The 17,805-nt window shown below is 61.7% G+C and carries 18 protein-coding genes; 2 read left to right on the forward strand and 16 right to left on the reverse strand.

Annotation, left to right across the window (positions count from 1 at the left end):
- The gene (locus tag DY201_RS26395) at positions 1 to 900 is read left to right on the forward strand and encodes a ribokinase (RefSeq protein ID WP_115734337.1); all 900 of its coding nucleotides are present in this window, start codon (positions 1 to 3) and stop codon (positions 898 to 900) included.
- Between the two features lie 24 nt (positions 901 to 924).
- On the opposite strand, the gene DY201_RS26400 is transcribed toward DY201_RS26395, so the two are convergent.
- The 9 genes from DY201_RS26400 to DY201_RS26440 all read right to left on the reverse strand — a co-directional run bounded on the left by DY201_RS26400 (position 925) and on the right by DY201_RS26440 (position 10,522).
- On the reverse strand, positions 925 to 1,692 hold the full coding sequence (locus tag DY201_RS26400) for a glutamine amidotransferase (RefSeq protein WP_115734270.1): 768 nt from the start codon (positions 1,690 to 1,692) through the stop codon (positions 925 to 927).
- Between the two features lie 39 nt (positions 1,693 to 1,731).
- Entirely contained in the window at positions 1,732 to 2,799 is a 1,068-nt protein-coding gene (locus DY201_RS26405) for a phosphotriesterase family protein (protein ID WP_115734271.1), read from the reverse strand.
- A gap of 5 nt (positions 2,800 to 2,804) precedes the next feature.
- Complete coding sequence (locus tag DY201_RS26410) at positions 2,805 to 3,806, reverse strand: ABC transporter permease (protein ID WP_115734272.1); 1,002 nt, start codon at positions 3,804 to 3,806, stop codon at positions 2,805 to 2,807.
- A complete protein-coding gene (locus DY201_RS26415) occupies positions 3,803 to 4,606 on the reverse strand; it encodes an ATP-binding cassette domain-containing protein (protein ID WP_115734273.1) in 804 nt (267 codons plus the stop codon). Before DY201_RS26415 ends, DY201_RS26410 begins: the two co-directional genes overlap by 4 nt.
- Positions 4,603 to 5,553, reverse strand: coding sequence for a substrate-binding domain-containing protein (locus DY201_RS26420; RefSeq protein ID WP_115734274.1), 951 nt, complete (start codon positions 5,551 to 5,553; stop codon positions 4,603 to 4,605). Before DY201_RS26420 ends, DY201_RS26415 begins: the two co-directional genes overlap by 4 nt.
- A 33-nt stretch (positions 5,554 to 5,586) precedes the next feature.
- On the reverse strand, positions 5,587 to 6,612 hold the full coding sequence (locus tag DY201_RS26425) for a LacI family DNA-binding transcriptional regulator (protein ID WP_115734275.1): 1,026 nt from the start codon (positions 6,610 to 6,612) through the stop codon (positions 5,587 to 5,589).
- Positions 6,613 to 6,974: 362 nt separating this feature from the next.
- Complete coding sequence (locus tag DY201_RS26430) at positions 6,975 to 8,618, reverse strand: ABC transporter substrate-binding protein (protein WP_115734276.1); 1,644 nt, start codon at positions 8,616 to 8,618, stop codon at positions 6,975 to 6,977.
- 97 nt (positions 8,619 to 8,715) lie between these two features.
- The gene (locus tag DY201_RS26435) at positions 8,716 to 9,513 is read right to left on the reverse strand and encodes a 2-keto-4-pentenoate hydratase (RefSeq protein ID WP_115734277.1); all 798 of its coding nucleotides are present in this window, start codon (positions 9,511 to 9,513) and stop codon (positions 8,716 to 8,718) included.
- Positions 9,506 to 10,522 carry a zinc-dependent alcohol dehydrogenase family protein gene (locus DY201_RS26440; RefSeq protein ID WP_342635226.1) on the reverse strand — a complete coding sequence of 339 codons (1,017 nt, stop codon included), beginning with the start codon at positions 10,520 to 10,522 and terminating at the stop codon, positions 9,506 to 9,508. The genes DY201_RS26435 and DY201_RS26440 overlap by 8 nt, the downstream gene beginning before the upstream one ends.
- A gap of 117 nt (positions 10,523 to 10,639) precedes the next feature.
- Here DY201_RS26440 and DY201_RS26445 point away from each other — a divergent pair, with 117 nt between their 5' ends.
- On the forward strand, positions 10,640 to 11,497 hold the full coding sequence (locus DY201_RS26445) for a LysR substrate-binding domain-containing protein (RefSeq protein ID WP_115734278.1): 858 nt from the start codon (positions 10,640 to 10,642) through the stop codon (positions 11,495 to 11,497).
- Here the strand turns inward: DY201_RS26445 and DY201_RS29895 are convergent.
- The 7 genes from DY201_RS29895 to DY201_RS26480 form a co-directional block, all read right to left on the reverse strand.
- Positions 11,455 to 11,607, reverse strand: a complete 153-nt coding sequence (locus DY201_RS29895) for a TetR family transcriptional regulator (RefSeq protein WP_115734279.1) — start codon at positions 11,605 to 11,607, stop codon at positions 11,455 to 11,457. The genes DY201_RS26445 and DY201_RS29895 overlap by 43 nt on opposite strands.
- Positions 11,608 to 11,705: 98 nt before the next feature.
- Complete coding sequence (gene mnhG / locus DY201_RS26455) at positions 11,706 to 12,062, reverse strand: monovalent cation/H(+) antiporter subunit G (RefSeq protein ID WP_115734280.1); 357 nt, start codon at positions 12,060 to 12,062, stop codon at positions 11,706 to 11,708.
- Positions 12,059 to 12,340 carry a K+/H+ antiporter subunit F gene (locus DY201_RS26460; protein WP_115734281.1) on the reverse strand — a complete coding sequence of 94 codons (282 nt, stop codon included), beginning with the start codon at positions 12,338 to 12,340 and terminating at the stop codon, positions 12,059 to 12,061. The genes mnhG and DY201_RS26460 overlap by 4 nt, the downstream gene beginning before the upstream one ends.
- The gene (locus tag DY201_RS26465) at positions 12,337 to 12,819 is read right to left on the reverse strand and encodes a Na+/H+ antiporter subunit E (protein WP_115734282.1); all 483 of its coding nucleotides are present in this window, start codon (positions 12,817 to 12,819) and stop codon (positions 12,337 to 12,339) included. Before DY201_RS26465 ends, DY201_RS26460 begins: the two co-directional genes overlap by 4 nt.
- Positions 12,816 to 14,456 (reverse strand): monovalent cation/H+ antiporter subunit D, encoded by a 1,641-nt coding sequence (locus DY201_RS26470; protein WP_115734283.1) that lies wholly within the window; start codon positions 14,454 to 14,456, stop codon positions 12,816 to 12,818. The genes DY201_RS26465 and DY201_RS26470 overlap by 4 nt, the downstream gene beginning before the upstream one ends.
- On the reverse strand, positions 14,456 to 14,794 hold the full coding sequence (locus DY201_RS26475) for a Na+/H+ antiporter subunit C (protein WP_115734284.1): 339 nt from the start codon (positions 14,792 to 14,794) through the stop codon (positions 14,456 to 14,458). The genes DY201_RS26470 and DY201_RS26475 overlap by 1 nt, the downstream gene beginning before the upstream one ends.
- Entirely contained in the window at positions 14,794 to 17,712 is a 2,919-nt protein-coding gene (locus DY201_RS26480) for a monovalent cation/H+ antiporter subunit A (RefSeq protein ID WP_115734285.1), read from the reverse strand. Before DY201_RS26480 ends, DY201_RS26475 begins: the two co-directional genes overlap by 1 nt.
- Between the last annotated feature and the right edge of the window lie 93 nt (positions 17,713 to 17,805).

Genomic DNA, 17,805 nt, shown 5'->3' on the forward strand with positions numbered 1-17,805 from the left:
ATGCACGCTTACGTAATCGGTAATGTCGCTGTCGACGAAACGATCCGGATCTCGGAGATGCCCGCAGCCGGCGCCTCCATCCATGGCAGCCAGCAGTCCCGCGACCTTGGCGGCAAGGGCGCCAACCAGGCTGTCGTCATGGCCCGCACAGGCCTGCCGACGAGCCTTGTGGCAGCCTTCGGCGACGGCTTCCGCGCGGAGTTGATCCGCGAACACCTGGCGAAAGAGCCGGTGATCAGCAGACTGTTTCCGCTCCCGGGCAAATCGACCGATTTCTCGATCGTCTTGACCACCCCGGACGGCGAAAACGTAAACATCACAACGACCGATTCCGCCCGGAACTTTCCCGTCGCCGATGCCGTCAGCCTGCTTGCCGGGGCCGCTCCAAAGGACCTTGCCGTCTTGCAAGGAAACCTCTCGGATGAGGCGACACGCGGTGTTCTCGAGGCCGCCCGCGCCCGCAACATGGTTACCGCCTTCAATCCGTCTCCTCTTCGTCCCTTCTTCGGCAGCCTCTGGAGCCTTGTCGACATCGCCTTCCTCAATGAGGGAGAGGCATTGGCGTTGACCGGCACCAGCGGCGAAGATGCCGCCCGCAAACTGCTTGCGAGCGGGGTTCGTGAAGTCGTCCTGACCTTTGGCGGCGACGGCGCGCTACTTGCCACCGAGGACGGCGTTGTCCGCGTTCCAGCGGTACCTTGCGAGGTCGTCGACACGACTGGCGCCGGCGACACCTTCATGGCGGTCGCTCTTGCTTCGGCGGCACTGCGCGTAACCCGTCTCGATCGCACCGCGATCGAGCATGCGTCCCAGGCCGCTGCGATCACCGTCGCCCGGCCCGGAACCCGGTCGGCATTTCCTTCAGCCCAGCAATTGGCCTCTATAATGGCCTCGCGCTGAGTTTCAGCGCGGGCCTGTCCAGGCTCAGCGCGGGCTTTTGGTCATCCAGCCGAGAATGTTCTTCCAAAGGCGGCCGTAGCCCTCCCACTCGCAGAATGCCGGCGACAGCCAGTGTGGACCGATGTCGGAAGTCCAGGCAGCAGTGCGGCCCTTGCCGTGACTGCCGAGTACCAGCAGCGGATGACCACCTTGGTCCTGCGGCAGTCTGGCGATGACTTCGGCCCCGTCTCGGACTTCCACCTCGTTGACACCAAGCAACAGCGGCCACTTGTCGCCTAGCCCAAGCATGACAGGGTGATCCGGCTTGACGACATCGGCAACCGCGCCTTCGGGGATCTCGATGCGGTCGTCATAAGGAAGACAGGTGACGGGCAAGGTGTCTTCGACCGGCGTGCGGCGCCAGCGGGCTTTGCCGTCAATGCCCTGGAAGGAGAAGTAGCCGCCAACCATCAGCAGCGCGCCGCCCTTCTCGACCCAGGCCTTGATCAGCTTCAGGCGGTTCGGAACGGTGCGTGAGTGCAGCCATACCTCCGGCGGCAGCAGCAGCGAGTTTGCGCCAATGTCGGAGAGGATGATGGCGTCGTATTCGTCGAGGCCGGCCATCTCGTATGGGAACTTGTCCACGGCCTCGTGCGCGGTCATGTAGGTCAGTTCGAATTCGCTGCCCTTGAGCGCCTTGACGAGCGGTTCGGCTCCAAGGTGGAACGTCACGCTGCCGAACTGGTCAAAGCCCTTGTAATGGGTGGCTGAGCTGATCCAGCTCTCGCCGACGAGGAGTACTTTTTTTGTCATGGTTCATCCGTCTTTGTTGAATGCGTTGAGGGCGGGAAATCAGGACCCGGCTTGGAACACGGAGCGGGGATTTGCCCGCATCATTTGCTCAAGTGCGGCATCGGGCAGTCCATGGCGCTTCAGCCGCGGCAGGAAGTGACGCAGCACATAGGCATAGCCGTTGCCGCCATAGCGGCTGAGCATCATCTTCAGGAACACGTCATGTGAAAGCAGGATGCGGTCAAGGTGACCGGCTTCGACCAGCCGCACGATGGCGCGTGCCGCCTCTTCGTCGCTGGGGCATTGGACCTGCTGGTCGGCATAGAAGAAATCCATGCCGATCATGTCGTATTCGATGAAGGCGCCGCGATCGGCGAGTTCGCTCTGATAGGTGAAGTCGTCATGTGACGGGTTCATGTGGCAGAGCACGGTGTGGCGAAGTTCTGCGCCTTCCTGAGCGACGATGTCGAGCACCCTGTGGCCAAGGCGGAACCATCCCGGCAGGTGCACCATCAGCGGCAGGCCGGTTCGAACCTGGGCGCGTGCTGCACCACGGAGCGACTTTTCCTCCTCGGAGGTGAAGTCGGACGAGACACCGATCTCGCCGATAAGCCCGATCTTGACGTCGGTGCCGTCGACACCGTCGAGAGCTTCGACCACGATCTCATCGGCGATCTGGTCGACGCTCATGCCGGCGACCTTCGCCGGATGGGAGGAGCCGAGGTAGTAACCAGCTCCCATCACGATATTGAGGCCCGTCGCGCGCGAAATACGTCGCAGTGCGAGCGAGTCGCGGCCGATACCGTTGCAGGTGGGTTCGACGAGGGTCCGGCCGCCTTCGGCGACGAAGGCCTCCAGCTCGGCAATTGCCAATGCCTCGTCATTGAGGGTGATGTTGTCCTTGTTGACGAAAGGGTCTTGCCTGAGTTCGCCCAGGATTTCCATGCAGACGAACCCTTCGGCGAGGTATTGCCGCTCCTTGGTTTTCGGAGCATGCCACCAGCAGCGGCAGTCGTTGAGCGTATGCTCGTGCATCAAGGTGATGCCGAGGCTTTCCGCCGCGACTGGCCCGTTGACGGTCATGACCTGCCCGGAGCGGACGTGACCTTCGGAGAGCTCGTTGGTCATGCCACTCACCTCTTCTTTCCGCCGAAGCGGAAGTTGGCCGTGAAGATGCGGGTGTTGAGCCAAATGGCGATCAGGATGATCGCGCCGGTGACGATCTGCGTGAAGAAAGGCGAGATATGCATCAGGATCAGACCGTTGCCGATCACGGCAATCGTCAGCGTGCCAAGCACGGTGCCGAGGATCGTGCCGCGACCGCCCATCAACGAGGTTCCGCCCAGCACCACCGCCGCGATGACCTGCAACTCGAAGCCGACTGCCGCGTTCGAAGAACCAGAACCGAGGCGGGCAGCGATCAGGAGGCCCGCCAGCGCGCAGGCAACGCCAGCGATCATGTAGACCGAGGCGATGATCCACTTCGCCGGCATGCCGACGCGGCGCGCCGCTTCCATGTTGGAGCCGACCGCAACCACCTGGCGGCCATATTTCGTCGATCTGATCACGACGTAACCGATAATGGCTACCACAATGGCGATCAAAGCGGGGACAGGTATGCCGAAGAGCTCGCCGCGACCGAGCGCAAAGAAGCCCGGAACGTCCTTGATGGGGATGGAATAACCCTGTGTGAGATAGAGCGCGAAGCCTCGCAGGATCGAAAGACCGGCGAGGGTGACGATGAAGGCTGGAATGCCCTGATAGGCGGTAAACCAGCCCTGCACGAAGCCGATGAATGCACCGAAGGTGAGCATGGCGACGACCACCACCGGCCAGGGGTAGCCCATGGCGAGCACGATGGCGGCAATAGCATTGACGAGCGCCACTTGCGAGCCGACCGAAAGGTCGATGCCGCCGGTGATGATGACGAAGGTCATGGCAACGGCGACGATCAGGATGGGAGCGGCCTGACGGATAACGTTCAGGACGTTTCCGAGCGTCATGAAGGTATCTGTGGTGAATGCGAAAAACAGCACGCAAGCAAGAAAGAAGAAGGTGATCGACAGCACCTGAGCGTGCTCGGATAGGAAGTCTGCCGCGGGCGAGCCCTTGGCGCGTTCGGTATAGGCCGTCATTGCCTGGCACCCTCTCCGACAATCAGTTTGACGAGATCTTCGAGATTGGTCTTGCCGATTTCGCGCTCGGCGACCTTTGTGCCCTCGTACATGACAGCGATACGGTCACAGACGCGGAACAAGTCCTGCAGACGGTGGGTGATGAGGATCACCGAGACGCCCTTGGCCTTGACGCGGTTGATCAGCGCCAGAACAGCCTCGACTTCCGCAACAGCGAGAGCCGAAGTCGGCTCGTCCATGATCAGGACCTTGGGATTGAAAGAAGCAGCGCGGGCGATGGCGATTGCCTGCCGCTGACCGCCCGACAGCTGAGCAACCTTTCCGGTCAAGCGCGGAATGCGGATCTCCAGCGCATCCAGCATCTTGCGCGCTTCCTCGAGCATCGTCTTGGTGTCGAGGAACGGGCCCTTGCTGATCTCGCGGCCAAGAAAGAGATTGCCGACGACATCGATATGATCGCAGAGGCTGAGATCCTGGAAAACCATCTCGATGTTGCGGCTGCGGGCATCGGCGGGACCGGTAAAGCTGATGTCTTCGCCCTCGAGCGTGATCGTGCCGCCATCGGGAATATAGGTTCCCGAGATGATCTTGGTCAGCGTCGACTTGCCGGCGGCGTTATCGCCGACCAGGCCGAGGCATTCGCCGGGATAGATGTCGAGGTCCACACCGCGCAACGCCTGGTGCGATCCGAATGCCTTGCGGATTCCTTTCAGGGATATGCGCGGGCTGGGACCGATGCGGGGGGGCATGGCCCCCCCGACACCGGCGACAGCGGGAGGATGCTGTCCGTCAGTCATCATTTGAAAACTGCCCGGTACGGTTCGACGTTGTCCTTGGTCACGATGGTCACCGGAACCGCAATCGTCTTTTCGACACTGCCGCCGTCGGAGACCTTCTTGAGAGCGTCGATGGCTGCAGCGCCCATGGCAGCCGGATCCTGCTGGATGACTGCGGCGACATAGCCTGCGTCAATTCCAGCGATCGCCTGGGCGGTCAGGTCCCAGCCGAATACCTTGACGCTGTCCTGCTTGCCCTGGCTTTCGACGGCTGCGATGGCACCCATCAGGGCCGGTTCACCGGTGGCATAGATCGCTGTCAGGTCAGGGTTGCCGGTGATCAGGTTTTCGGCCGCGGCAAGTGCGGTATCCTGGACGTTCTGTCCATCGACCACGCCGGCAGACGTCACGCCATCGACCTTGACGGCCTTTTCGAAACCTTCCTGGCGGACGTTCTGAATGAACGAGTTCAAGGCTCCGACCACGCCGATCTTGGCTTTGCCATCGGCGTTGGCCTTGATGTAGTCGAGGAAGAATTTGCCCATGTCAGCGCCGGCCGTTGCGTTGTCGACGCCGATCTGCGCCTTCTGCGGACCCTCGGGGAGGATCGCGTCGATAGCGACGACCGGAATGCCAGCTTCGGCTGCCTGGTTGACGGCGGGCATGATGCCGTTCACGTCGATGGCAACGACGGCAATACCGTCAACCTTCTGCTGAATATAGGTTTCGATGGCACTGTTTTGGGCGGCCGGATCGTTGTTCGCATTGAAGATCACCAGCTTCATGCCGGCGGCGTCGGCAGCCTTCTGAGCGCCTTCATTGATCTGGTTGAAGAAGAGCGCCTGCTGATTGATCTGCACCAGGGCGATGGTCTTTTCGGCAGCCGCTGCAGGGCCGAATACGGAGATGGAGGTCAGCGCGGTGGCGCCGAGAGCAGCGACGAAAGTTCTGCGTTTCAAATTCCAGGTCATATTATCTTCCTCTGAGGGTTTTCCATTGCGTGATTATCGTTTCGCCGGCGGAGCAACGGATTTCCGCACGATGATTTCGACCGGCAGCAGTTCCTCGCGCGAGGACGCATCAGTTTCCTGCCAGTTTGTTTCGAGAAGCAGCGATACCGCGCGCTGGCCGATGGCTCGAACCGGCTGCCGTATTGCAGTCATGGATGGAGCAAAGAGATGCAGCGGTCCGACATCGTCAAAGCCAAGAACCGAGACGTCCTCGGGGATTGAGACGCCTTCGGAGCGGAAAACCTCCATGAGACCGATGACGATTTCGTCGGAACTGGCAAAGATCGCCGTCGCCGGCTTGACATCGGCGATGAAGCGCTTCGCCGCCTCCCGGCCGAAGCCGACGGTGTAGTCACCGGCATATTTGATCAGCCGGGCATCGGCGTCGAAACCTTCGCGCACCGCATGCTCGAGGCCACTGAAGCGGCGACGGGAGCTGATCATCTCGTCTGGTCCACCGATGAACAACACATCGCGGTGGCCATGCTCGACGAGATGCTTGCCGGCCAGGTATCCGCCCTGCCGGTTGTCGCAGAACAGCTTTGGCGCGCGCGCACCGGGAACGTCTTCGTCGACGACGACGACCTTTCCGCTGCGGTTGATCAGCGATGCCAGTTGCCCGTCATCGGGATGGTTGGTGACAAAAATCAAGCCATCGACATGATTGCGGTCGATCAGCTGCAGGTAGGCGATTTCACGGCCGGGTCGATTGAGCGTCGCATAGAGGGAAACCGCAAGCCCGCGGCTGTCCGCCTCTTCTTCCACCGCTGCAACGAGTGTTGCGAAAAAGGGGTTCGCAATATCGGGGACGACAAGACCGATCGTGTCGGAGCGGCCCCGGCTCAGGCGCCGGGCATGGGGGTTCGGCTGGTAGTTGAGGTCGCGGATCGCTTGTTCGATGCGCGTCCTGGTTTCGTGCGGCAATTCGAGCGAGCCGTTCAGGAGTCGCGAAACCGTGGTTACGGACACACCCGCAACGCCCGCGACATCCTTGAGGCTTGTCACCTTCTCCCTGGCCAACCGCACTTCCTCCCTGCGCGTTGTAAATCGCTTTACTAAACCGCTTTACAATAAAGCCGCAGACTCGCACCCGCTGTCAAGAGGCCTGAGATATGAGTGTCGAACGATTGGGAGCACGGCACGGCCGCACACGTTGGAACCTAGCACTGAGCCGACGGATCTCATTCCTTGGCCGTCGTCACGCTTTGGGACCGGAACAGATAGCGGGATACCAAAGCGAGATCGACCTGCGCTGTATGTATTGCTTGCGCCGATCTTATCGACTCAAGGGCATGCGTGGATTTCTTCTGGCAATCGGAATTCATGCCGCCAGGAGGGGAGGGCATGGTTGCCACGCCCATCCCTCAAGATCGGTCAATCCTTCAAGATTCCAGCCACACCTTTTCAAGCTGAATCTGAAGGAGAGGATGGGCGTGATGGTCTTTGACCTTTGGAACGAAGTGGGCAAAGACCTTGCGCCAGTAGGGCTGGATGATCACCCCGGACCCCTGAAGGATCTTTTCAATGTCTTCCATGGCGCTACGCCGCTTTTCGACATCGGAGATCGAGAGTGCCTCGTTGAGTTTTGTATCGAACTCCTCGTTGGCAAACCCGGTTTCGTTCCAGGCTTCGCCGCTGCGATAAGCGAGCGCCAGGATCTGGACGCCCAACGGCCGCATCGTCCACCCGGTCAGCGAAAACGGATATTTTGTCCAGTCATTCCAGAATGTGGAACTGGGCAACACGGTGCGCTTGATCTTGAAGCCTGCTTCTCGGAGTTGACCCGCAATCGCGTCTGCCGTTCCCCGATGCCAGTCGTCGTCGCTGCTGATGAGCTCATGTTCGAAATCCACCACGCCAGCTTCCTTCATCAGGGCTGCTGCCTTTTCGAGATTCCGCTCCAGCTTCGGCAACGGGAAATACTCGGGGTGAATTGGACAGACATGATGGTTTTCGGCGACATTGCCGCGGCCGCTATATCCAAGCTCAAGGACCGCAGCATTGTCGACGGCGAGTTGCATTGCGTTGCGCACGCGCTGATCGTCATAGGGCTTGTTGGTCACGTTGAAGCGGGCAACAGCGGTCGCAGCGGTCTGGGCCTCGCTGCGTGAGAGGCCCATTGAGTCCAGCACTTGAATCTGATCGCCAGTGGTTTCGAAGTTGGCGTCGACTTCGCCCGCCTCGAATGCGCTGGCGAGTGCATTGGGATCGGTGCCGTAGTCAATGAACTCGACGCCGTCGAGGTAGGTCTCGCCGCCCCACCAGCCATCGCGGCGTTTGTAGACGGCGCGCACCGATGTTTCGAAGGAGACGAGTTCGAACGGTCCTGTCCCAATCGGGTGCTGCACCAGCTCGGAACCCGTTTGCTCGTAACTGCGGTGGACGATGAGCGCCGGGAAATCGGCAAAGTTCGCAATCAGCGAGATGTCCGATTTCGACAAGGACAGCTTGACGGTATGATCGTCAACCTTGGCGATGGCGTCCGCTCGCGCCTTGCCGGTTGCGGGATCGACAAGCGCGGCCATGCGCCCGGCCATGGAATTGCCCGGGGTCTTCTTGTCACACCAGCGGATGATGTTGAATATCGCATCCTCCGCCGTGAAGTCGTCGCCGTTGTTCCACTTCACGCCTTTGCGCAGGTGCAGCACATACTGCGTCGCATCGTCGTTGACGTCCCAGCTTTCGAGCAACATGGGCTCGAACGTGTAGTTGGCGGTGTATTTGACAAAGGGCTCGAGAAACTGCCGGCCCAGATTGCCCATCTCGCCCCAGTCGAACGTGCGCGGGTCCTTCAGTTCCTTGACGGGCATTGCAACCCTGAGCACGCCGCCTTTTTGCGGGGTCGCCGCCAGCGCAGCCACAGGCATCGCCAGTCCGGCGAGGGCATAGGCGGTCGCTGCGCTCAGTCCCATGGTGCTGGCGATGGTCAGAAACTCGCGCCTATCCATTCGACCGGCCTTGGCCATCCGCGCCATCTGCGCGACCGCCGGCGGTATCGGCTTTTCATCATGGTTGCGATTGTTCATTGCGTGCTCCTCGCTGGGAATGTCGGTGCCACGAAATCGTGGCGACGGGTGAAAGTCGGCTATTGAGTGGGCCGCCCGAGCCGAAAACGGACTTGCTTCAGAACGATGCCCTGACGCTTCCGAATGGACCAAAATCTGCCTCGATCTGGTCGCCGACCACCACCGCGACGGCTCTTGCGAAGGCCCCGGACATGACGATGTCTCCTTTGCGAAGACGCTCTCCAGTCTCGACAAGCGCGTTTGCCAGCCAGGCGACACAGGCGGCCGGGTGGCCCATGCCGACTGCCGAAACGCCCGTCTCTTCGACGATGCCATTGCGCGACAGGGTGGCGCCGACCCAACGAACGTCAATGTCCTCTGGGCGAAAGCGCCGTTCAGAAAGGACTATGGCGGCGAAGGCCGAGTTGTCGGCAACCGTGTCGGCAACAATTCGCGGCGGAGCCATTCGATGGTCGACGAGCTCGAGGGCAGGGACGATGGTGTCCGTTGCCTGCAGCACCTCTTCTATCGTTGCGCCTGGCCTATCGAGGTCGCGTCCCATGACAAAGGCCAGTTCGACCTCGATATGCGGCTTCACGAACCGTGCAGCTGGAATCCTGGAGCCGCTGTCGAAGACGGCATCGCTCAGGATCCTTCCGCGGATCGGCTCGGTCAGATCGCAGGCTATCTGGGTGGACAGCCAGGTCAGGCCGATCTTGTAGCCAGCGAAGCGCAGCCCCTGCTTTTGGCGCATGTCGTTCAACAGGTTCTGGATGCCATATGCTTCATCGAGCGTCAGATCAGGATGTTCGCCGCTCAGCGGAGGCATGCTCGTCGCACTGCGTTCGGCTCTCAGGATTGCCTCTGCCGCCTCGCGCATGTCGAGGCGTTTCGAGGTCCCGGGTGTTTCACGCATGGGAGCCCCCAGCTGTATCGATAACGACCTTGCCAACCGCCTGCCCACTTTCGAGACGGCGGAACGCGTCGGGCAGCATGTCCAGAGTGAAGTGTCCAGGGTCGAGCAGTGGCCGAACCTTGCCACTTTCGACGAGGCCAGCCAGTTCGACGAGGATCCGGCCATGCTGCTCCCTGCCGATGCCCGAAAGCAGCGGGATCAACATGAAAACGACGTGGAGAGACAGCGCCTTGGCATGCATCGGCGACAGATCGTGGGTACTTCGCGCTGCAGTGGCGACAACACGGCCGTGCGGTGCAGCCGCCTGCAGCGAACGGTCGAGACATTCGCCGCCGACCGTATCGATGACGACGTCGAACCCATGGCCGCCAGTCAGTCTGCCGACATAGTCGGAAACCGTCTCCCGCAGGTAGAGTATCGTGTCGTCGGCACCCAGTTCGCGGGCAAGTGCTGCCTTTTCCATCGACGAGACGGTGGCTGCGACACGCGCCCCACGTGCTTTCGCCAGCTGGATGGCGATGTGACCAACACCACCGCAGCCGCCATGGACCAACACATGATCGGATGCGCCAACGGCTGCTCGCGTCATGCAGTTCCACGCCGTAATCGAAACCAATGGCAGCGCCGCTGCCTCAAGCATCGAAAGGTTGCGTGGCTTCGGCGCGAGCAGGCGAGCATCGGCGGCAATGTAGTCGGCGAAAGTCCCGCCAAGCCCTTTGACGCCACCTGCGCAGCCATAGACCAGATCTCCTGGTGCCAGGTCCGAAACGCCTTCGCCAATGGCTTCCACTGTCCCGGCAAGATCGGCGCCCAGTACGGCAGGCAAGACAGGCCCGATCGGGAGCCCTCTCAGGATACGGACATCGACTGGGTTGACGGACGCGGCCTGCAACCTCACCAACACCTCTCCCGGGCCTGGCCGAGGCGTCGCTAGCTCGGCTAGATTGAAATTCTCCGGGCCTCCGAAAGCCCCCACGACCATGGCACGCATCCACCAATCCCAACACATTTCGTCTATTGGGCACTTTGCCGGCAGCGCCGCCTCAGAGGAAACGCATAAATCTAATGCTATCGATCTGGAACGCTTCTGGCTTATGGTGACGCCTGGACGACGACAGGGGCCGCAATGAGATATCCCGATCTAGAAATCGATTTGCTCCGCGCGTTCACGACGGTCGCCGAAACGGGCAGTTTCACTGCGGCTGCCGACGTTGTCGGACGTTCGCAGTCTGCCGTCAGCCAAAAGATCATCCGGCTCGAAGATCTGCTGGGGCGCCCGCTTTTCCGGCGGACCAGCCGTTCCCTCGTCCTCACCGGCGAGGGAGAGCGGCTTCTCTCCGCTGCCAGGCGCATACTCGAATTCAATGATCTGGCGGTTCGTACGCTCGTCGACACTTCGGATGCCGAACTGTTGCGCATAGGCATTTCGGAAGATTTCGTGCCTCACCATCTGCCCGCATTGCTGTCGAAGTTTACGAGCTTGTGTCCGGCAGTACGGCTCGAACTGATGACGGGCCTAAGCTGCAACCTCTTGGCGGCCTATGACGAGGACCGGCTCGACATCGTGATCGCAAAAAAGGACGGACGCGCGCAGCGCGGCAGGGTCATCTGGCGCGAACCGTTGATGTGGATCTCGTCCAAGCAGTTTGATCGCGATCGAGGAGAAGCGGTGCCGCTGGTTCTCTTGCCAGCCCCCTGCACATATCGCGGCGTGGCCATCAAGGCGCTCGATTCGGTTCGGCGCGATTGGTATGTAGCCTGTACCACCAACAGCCTGGCCGGCGCGTGTGCGGCCGTCGCAGGCGGGTTCGGGGTGACTGTGCTCGGTAGGTCGTTTGTGCAGGAAGGTATGCAGGTTATCCGCCCGTCGGATCAGTGGCCTGCACTTCCCATGACCGAGATCGTCGTTATCGGAGAAGAAAAGAGCGAAGCGCGGATCGTTCAACCTCTCCTCTCGTTTCTCACCGACAATCTTGCCCACTGATAAGGGACCTGAACGTCTGCTATTGATCCTGCACGCAGCGCCTTGTTGGGGAAATACTGGTAGAGAGAACCGACGCTGACACCAGCCCGTTCGGCCGGCGGCCGGGTCATCTGGCCCAGCCGGACCGAGTGCGGCTACGCGGTCTCGCCTCGAGCGTAACGTGCTTGGAAGCGGCGATGGCCGCCCGCGCCCCGGCAGGGCGGTTCTGCTAGCTCTCGATTTGATCGTCTCGTGGAATGCCCGGTTCATTTGCAGTGCGATCGCGATAAAGCGCAGCGCGTGCCAGAAGCATCAAGGTGACGGGTGTGGTCACCACGACGAAGATCGTTATCAGAACCTCGTGCAGAACGGGTCGGGATTGCAGTACCGAAAAACAGACGATCGAGGCGATCAAGATCGCGCCGGCGCCCCAGGTCGTACCGAGGGTTGGCGCATGGACACGCGCATAGAAGGTCTCGAACCGGACCAGCCCTATGGCCCCCAACAGGGTAAGCCCAGACCCCAGCACCAGAAAGAATGCGACGAGCAAGGCTGCCCAAACAGGAAGGTCGGCAATGTGGCTCATTCGATCACCTCGCCGCGCATGAGGAACTTCGCCAGCGCCACTGTCGAGACGAACCCCAACAGGGCGATCACCAACGCAGCCTCGAAATAGGTCGTCGAGCCTGTGCGAATTCCAAACACCAGCAACAACAGCATCGCCGCCACATAAAGTGCGTCGAGCCCCAGCACGCGGTCCTGGGCGCGAGGTCCGCGTACCAGCCGCCACCCGGCACAGGCCATTGCTGCGACGAGCATCATCTGGGAAAGCGTGATGGCCAGGATGAGAATGACGCCGCTCATTCGAAAATCTCCATCAGCAAGTGCTCGTAACGGTGCTTGATCGTGTCGATCCATGCCCGGTCGTCGACCAGATCGAGCACATGGATCAAGACGTGGCCGCTGGTCGAGTTGTATTCGAGCCAGGCGGTGCCGGGCGTGCTGGTGACAATGCAGGCGAGCACGGCCAGGCCGGTACGGTCGCGCAGATCGAGCGGAATGCTGACAAAGCCGGAGTTCTGCCGCCGCCCCCGCGACAGGACAATCCTGGCGACCGCGATGTTGGAGCGGCAGATGTCGACGAACACCAGCCAGACCAACAGAGGGATCTTGTCCCATCGCCTGATTTGCGGCTTGGCCGGCTGCAGCGCCGCCATCGCCCGCGACGCGACGAGCGCGATGATGCTGCCAAGGACCAGATGGCCGAGCGAGAACCGGTTGAGCAGCAGCCACATGACCACTAGTGAGGCGGTCAGGAGAGGGTAGGGCAGAAGGCGCCTCATCTGGCCTCCGACGACTTGAAGCCTGGCAGGCGCTGCGCCGACATCACGTCGGCGATGTAGTTCTGCGGGTCGTGCAGCGACTGGGCGGTTGCGTCCATATAGGCCATCACCTTGCCGCCCTGGATGGTCAGGCCGACGCACAACACAAGCAGGAAGGCGACGGGTGCAAACTCCATGACCAGCACGCGCGGCACCGTACCTTCTATTGGAGCCCAGAAGGTGCGGATGCCGGCGCGTGTCATGGCGATCATGGCGGCGAGACCCGAAAATATCAGCAGCGTGACCAGGCACCAGGCGGCAATCGAGATCGTGCCTTCGCTGACGCCCAATCCTTGCGGGTTGAGCAGGGCCGTCAGGATGGCGAATTTGGCGACAAAACCAGACAGTGGCGGCATACCGGCAAGCAGCACAGCACAGGCTGTGAAGCAGATGCCGAGGATGACCAACGTCGCCGGAATGGCAACCCCGACCTCCGCTTCCACCTCTTCCTCGTCGAGGTCGTCGCCATAGACTTCCATGGTGACGGCGAGAACGTGCGCGGCGGGGTCCTGGGCCCGTTCGACCAGTTCAATGAGCAGAAAGAAGGCCGATATCGTCAGCGTCGAGCTGACCAGATAAAACAGCGCGCCCGAGGTGACCGAGACATTGGCCATGCCGATCGCCGCAAGCAGCGTGCCAGAGGAGACGAGCACATAGGAGCCGGCCAGCCGTCCCATGGCCTGTGAGGCGAGGACGCCGATCGCGCCGAAGGCGATCGTCGCCATGCCGCCGTAAAGCAGCCAGGGCTCGCCGAAGCCTGCGGTGGGGCCGGCGTCGGCCCCGAACAGCAGCAGTGACAGGCGCAGCAGGATGTAGATGCCGACCTTGCTCAGCATGGCGAAGATCGCCGCCACCGGCGCCGCCGCGGCGCTGTAGGTGGTGGGCAGCCAGAAGCCGAGTGGCCACATGCCAGCCTTGATCAGGAAGGCGATGCCGAGAATGGCCGCGCCCGCCTCCAGCAGCATGCGGTTGTCGGCGTCGACGAGAGGAATCCGCAGTGCGAGGTCGGCCATGTTCAACGTGCCGGTGACGCCGTAGATCAGGCTGACGCCGATCAGGAACAGCGACGCGCCGGCGAGATTGATGACCACATAATGCAGACCCGCCTTGACCCGCTGTGTGCCCGAACCATGCAGGGCAAGGCCATAGGAGGCAGCCAGGAAAACCTCGAAGAAGACGAACAGGTTGAACAGGTCGCCGGTCAGGAATGCACCGTTGAGCCCCATCAGCAGGAACTGGAACAGGGTGTGGAAATGCGGGCCGCCCTTGTGCCAGCGTGCCAGCGAGAAGGTCAGCGCCGCAATCGCCAGCACCGAAGTCAGCACCAGCATCAGCGCCGACAGACGGTCGAGTACGAGCACGATGCCAAACGGGGCGGCCCAGTTGCCGAGGAGGTAGACCTTGGTTGCGGCGCCCTGATCTGGCGCAACGTCGGCATAGGCCATCAATGCGATGGAGATCGCGAGCAAGGTCAGCGTCGAAAACAGGCTGACCAGCGCCTTGAAGGAATGGCGGCGCTCGTCGAAGAGCAAAAGCAATGCGCCTGTGACCAGCGGCAGCAGAACCGGGGCGATAAGAAGATGGTTCGCCCACGTCATCACTGGGGCTCCCGGCCATCGACATGGTCGCTGCCGGTGAGGCCGCGAGACACCAGCAGCAAAACCAGGAACAGCGCCGTGGTGGCGAAGCCGATGACGATGGCGGTCAGCACCAGCGCCTGGGGTATAGGATCGGTATAGTCGGCGGGGTCGATCGTCCCGGACGCCAGCACCGGTGCCGCATTGCTCTGCAGCCTGCCCATCGAGAAGATGAACAGGTTGACGCCATAGCCGATCAGCGAAAGGCCGATGATGACCTGATAGGTGCGCGGCCGCAGCAATAGCCAGACGCCCGAACCGACAAACACGCCGATGCCGATGGCGAGGATCAGTTCCATCAGGCTTTCTCCTCGACTACGGCTGAGGCGGTGCGGACGCGATGGCGCCGGATCGACTGGTGGGCAAGGGCGATCAGCATCAGCACCGTCGCGCCGACGACCAGCGAGAAGACGCCGAGATCGAAGAACAGGGCGCTGGCCAACGGCACCTCGCCGATCAGCGGCAGGTCGACATAGCGCGAATGCGACGTCAGGAACGGATAGCCGAACAGCCACGAACCCGCGCCTGTGATCGCGGCCATCAGCAGGCCGGCGCCAATCCACCTGACAGGCAGCACCTTGAGCCGATCCTCGACCCATCTGGTACCCGCCGCCATATATTGCAGGATGAAGGCGGCGGCCATGGCGATGCCGGCGGCAAAGCCGCCGCCCGGCAGGTCGTGCCCGCGCAGGAACAGATAGGCGGCGAACACGATGATGACCGGAAACAGCCATTGCATGATGACGGCGGGGATCATCAGCCAGTCGCTGGCCGTGTCTCCCACCTGGCGATCCGGCTGGGCTTCGTCGAAGGCCGTCTGGATGCGTTGCTGTTCGGGCGAGCCGACGTTGTCGGACGCTGGCCTGAAGCGCCGCAGCAAGGCAAACACGGTCAACGCCACGATGCCGAGTACGGTGATCTCTCCGAAGGTATCAAAGCCACGGAAGTCGACCAGGATGACGTTGACGACATTGCGTCCGCCGCCTTCGCTGTATGCCTTCTCGAGGAAGTAGTCGGCGATCGTCGCTGGTGGCGTGCGGCTCATCACTGCATAGGCTATGACGGTCACGCCAAGCCCGGCGGCTACCGCAAGCGCAAGATCGCGAAGGCGGCGCAAGCGCGCGCCCCTGCTTGCCGCGGCCAATGCATCTGCGTCCTCGACGCGCTTGGGCAGCCAGCGCAGGCCCAACAATATGAGAACCGTTGTCACGATCTCGACCAGCAACTGGGTAACCGCAAGGTCGGGCGCGGACAGCCAGACGAAGGTGATGCAGGTGACGAGCCCCGCCCCCGACAGCAAGACGAGGGCGGCGAGGCGGTGGAACTTCGCCTGATAGGCCGCACCGATGGCGCAGAGCATGCCCAGAACCCAGACCCCGGCGAAGGCCGGATCGGCGCCGAGCAAGCTGAGGCGACCCACTCCGAAGCCTAGGCTGTAGAGCGGCCAGAACGCTGCGGCGAAGGCGACGAAGACGAGCAGCCGCAGCTGCGGCTGCAGCCGGCGCGCTCCAAGGCGAAATTCGACGAAACGCGCCCAGCGCCACGACACGGTGACCATCGCCCGCTCGAAGACGCGCTGGCCTTTCAGGCGACGGAAGATCGGCGGACCCTCCTCGCAAGTGGCGAGATAGTTCTTCAGGCAGAGATACAGGATGCCGCCGGCGACAAGCGCGATGGTGCTCATCATCAGGGGCAGGTTAAAACCGTGCCAGACCGAAAGGCTGTACTGCGGCGTTTCCGAGCCGAGCACCGAGCTGACGGCGGTGTGCAGGAACGGTCCGATGGTCATGCCGGGGATCGTTCCGACCAGAATGCAGGCCAACACCAGAAGCATGATCGGGAACCGCATCAGGAAAGGCGGTTCATGGGGCACGCGTGCAAGGTCTGTCGGCAGCGGCCCGAAGAACACGCCATGGATGAAGCGGATCGAATAGGTCACAGCAAAGGCGCTCGCCAGCACCGCGACATAGGGGGCTGCGGTATCGAGCACCGAGATCGCATGCGTCTCGATCGCCTCGGCGAAGAACATCTCCTTGGACAGGAAGCCGTTGAGCAGCGGCACGCCTGCCATGGCGCCGCTGGCCACCATCGCCAGTGTGGCCGTGATCGGCATGAACCTGAACAGCCCGCTCAGCCGGCGAATGTCGCGCGTACCTGTCTCATGGTCGATAATGCCTGCCGCCATGAACAGCGACGCCTTGAAGGTCGCGTGATTGACCATGTGGAAGATCGCCGCCACCGCGCCGAGCGGGCTGCCCAGGCTGAGCAGCAGCGTGATCAGGCCGAGATGGCTGATCGTCGAGTAGGCGAGCAGGCCCTTGATGTCCTGCTGGAAGATCGCGAAATAGGCGCCAAGCGCAAGCGACATCATCCCGCAGAACCCGAGAATCCAGAACCATTCGGTCGAGCCTGCCAGAACCGGCCACAGCCGCGCCATCAGGAAGACCCCGGCCTTTACCATCGTTGCGGAATGCAGGTAGGCCGATACCGGCGTTGGGGCAGCCATCGCGTTGGGCAGCCAGAAATGGAAGGGAAACTGAGCGCTCTTGGTCAGCGTCCCGAGCAGGATCAACAACAGCGCCGGAACATAGAGATCATGCGAGCGGATCACGTCGCCCGAGGCAAGCACGCGGTCGAGATCGTAGCTGCCAACGATGTGGCCGAGCAGCAGCATGCCGGCGAGCAGCCCAAGTCCGCCGATGCCGGTGATGGTCAGGGCCATGCGGGCGCCGTCGCGCGCATTGGCGTTATGGTGCCAATAACCGATCAGCAGGAAGGAGAAGACGCTGGTCAGTTCCCAGAACACGACAAGCAGGATCAGGTTGCCTGACAGCACGATGCCAAGCATCGCACCCATGAAGGCCAGGAAGAACGAGAAGAACCGTGGAACCGGATCGTCCGGCGACATGTAGTAGCGGGCATACAGCACCACCAGGAAGCCGATGCCGCTGATCATCATTACGAACAGCCAGGCAAAGCCGTCCATCCTCAGCGACAGGTTGAGCCCGAGCGAAGGCACCCATTCGATGGTGTGGCGGATCGCGCCGCTGGCTGCGACCACTGGATAGCTCGCCGACGCCATGCCAAGCACTGCGAGTGTGACGAGGCCGGCGAGCCAAGCTTCGGCATTGCGGGCATTGGCAGGCAGGAGGGCGGCAATGGCACTGCCAACGAAAGGCAAGACGATCATCCAAATCAACGATGTTCCGTCCGTCATTCGTCGCGTGCACTCATTTTGATTCCAGGAAAGTATTACCTCATCTCGCCCATCATTGTTGACTTTTTGCCTCTTCGGACAAGGCATTGTTCG

Source organism: Aminobacter aminovorans, from assembly GCF_900445235.1.
In the GTDB taxonomy this organism is placed as follows: Bacteria; Pseudomonadota; Alphaproteobacteria; order Rhizobiales; family Rhizobiaceae; genus Aminobacter; species Aminobacter aminovorans.

Bases quoted from the DNA above. Each gene is read 5' to 3' on its own strand.
- DY201_RS26410 (WP_115734272.1), bottom strand. From the start codon at position 3,806: ATGACGGCCTATACCGAACGCGCCAAGGGCTCGCCCGCGGCAGACTTC.
- DY201_RS26395 (WP_115734337.1), top strand. From the start codon at position 1: ATGCACGCTTACGTAATCGGTAATGTCGCTGTCGACGAAACGATCCGG.
- mnhG (WP_115734280.1), bottom strand. From the start codon at position 12,062: ATGAGCCACATTGCCGACCTTCCTGTTTGGGCAGCCTTGCTCGTCGCA.
- DY201_RS26465 (WP_115734282.1), bottom strand. From the start codon at position 12,819: ATGAGGCGCCTTCTGCCCTACCCTCTCCTGACCGCCTCACTAGTGGTC.
- DY201_RS26470 (WP_115734283.1), bottom strand. From the start codon at position 14,456: ATGACGTGGGCGAACCATCTTCTTATCGCCCCGGTTCTGCTGCCGCTG.
- DY201_RS26480 (WP_115734285.1), bottom strand. From the start codon at position 17,712: ATGACGGACGGAACATCGTTGATTTGGATGATCGTCTTGCCTTTCGTT.
- DY201_RS26400 (WP_115734270.1), bottom strand. From the start codon at position 1,692: ATGACAAAAAAAGTACTCCTCGTCGGCGAGAGCTGGATCAGCTCAGCC.
- DY201_RS26430 (WP_115734276.1), bottom strand. From the start codon at position 8,618: ATGAACAATCGCAACCATGATGAAAAGCCGATACCGCCGGCGGTCGCG.
- DY201_RS26475 (WP_115734284.1), bottom strand. From the start codon at position 14,794: ATGGAACTGATCCTCGCCATCGGCATCGGCGTGTTTGTCGGTTCGGGC.
- DY201_RS26435 (WP_115734277.1), bottom strand. From the start codon at position 9,513: ATGCGTGAAACACCCGGGACCTCGAAACGCCTCGACATGCGCGAGGCG.
- DY201_RS26415 (WP_115734273.1), bottom strand. From the start codon at position 4,606: ATGATGACTGACGGACAGCATCCTCCCGCTGTCGCCGGTGTCGGGGGG.
- DY201_RS26460 (WP_115734281.1), bottom strand. From the start codon at position 12,340: ATGAGCGGCGTCATTCTCATCCTGGCCATCACGCTTTCCCAGATGATG.
- DY201_RS29895 (WP_115734279.1), bottom strand. From the start codon at position 11,607: ATGACCCGGCCGCCGGCCGAACGGGCTGGTGTCAGCGTCGGTTCTCTC.
- DY201_RS26405 (WP_115734271.1), bottom strand. From the start codon at position 2,799: ATGACCAACGAGCTCTCCGAAGGTCACGTCCGCTCCGGGCAGGTCATG.
- DY201_RS26445 (WP_115734278.1), top strand. From the start codon at position 10,640: ATGAGATATCCCGATCTAGAAATCGATTTGCTCCGCGCGTTCACGACG.
- DY201_RS26420 (WP_115734274.1), bottom strand. From the start codon at position 5,553: ATGACCTGGAATTTGAAACGCAGAACTTTCGTCGCTGCTCTCGGCGCC.
- DY201_RS26440 (WP_342635226.1), bottom strand. From the start codon at position 10,522: ATGTGTTGGGATTGGTGGATGCGTGCCATGGTCGTGGGGGCTTTCGGA.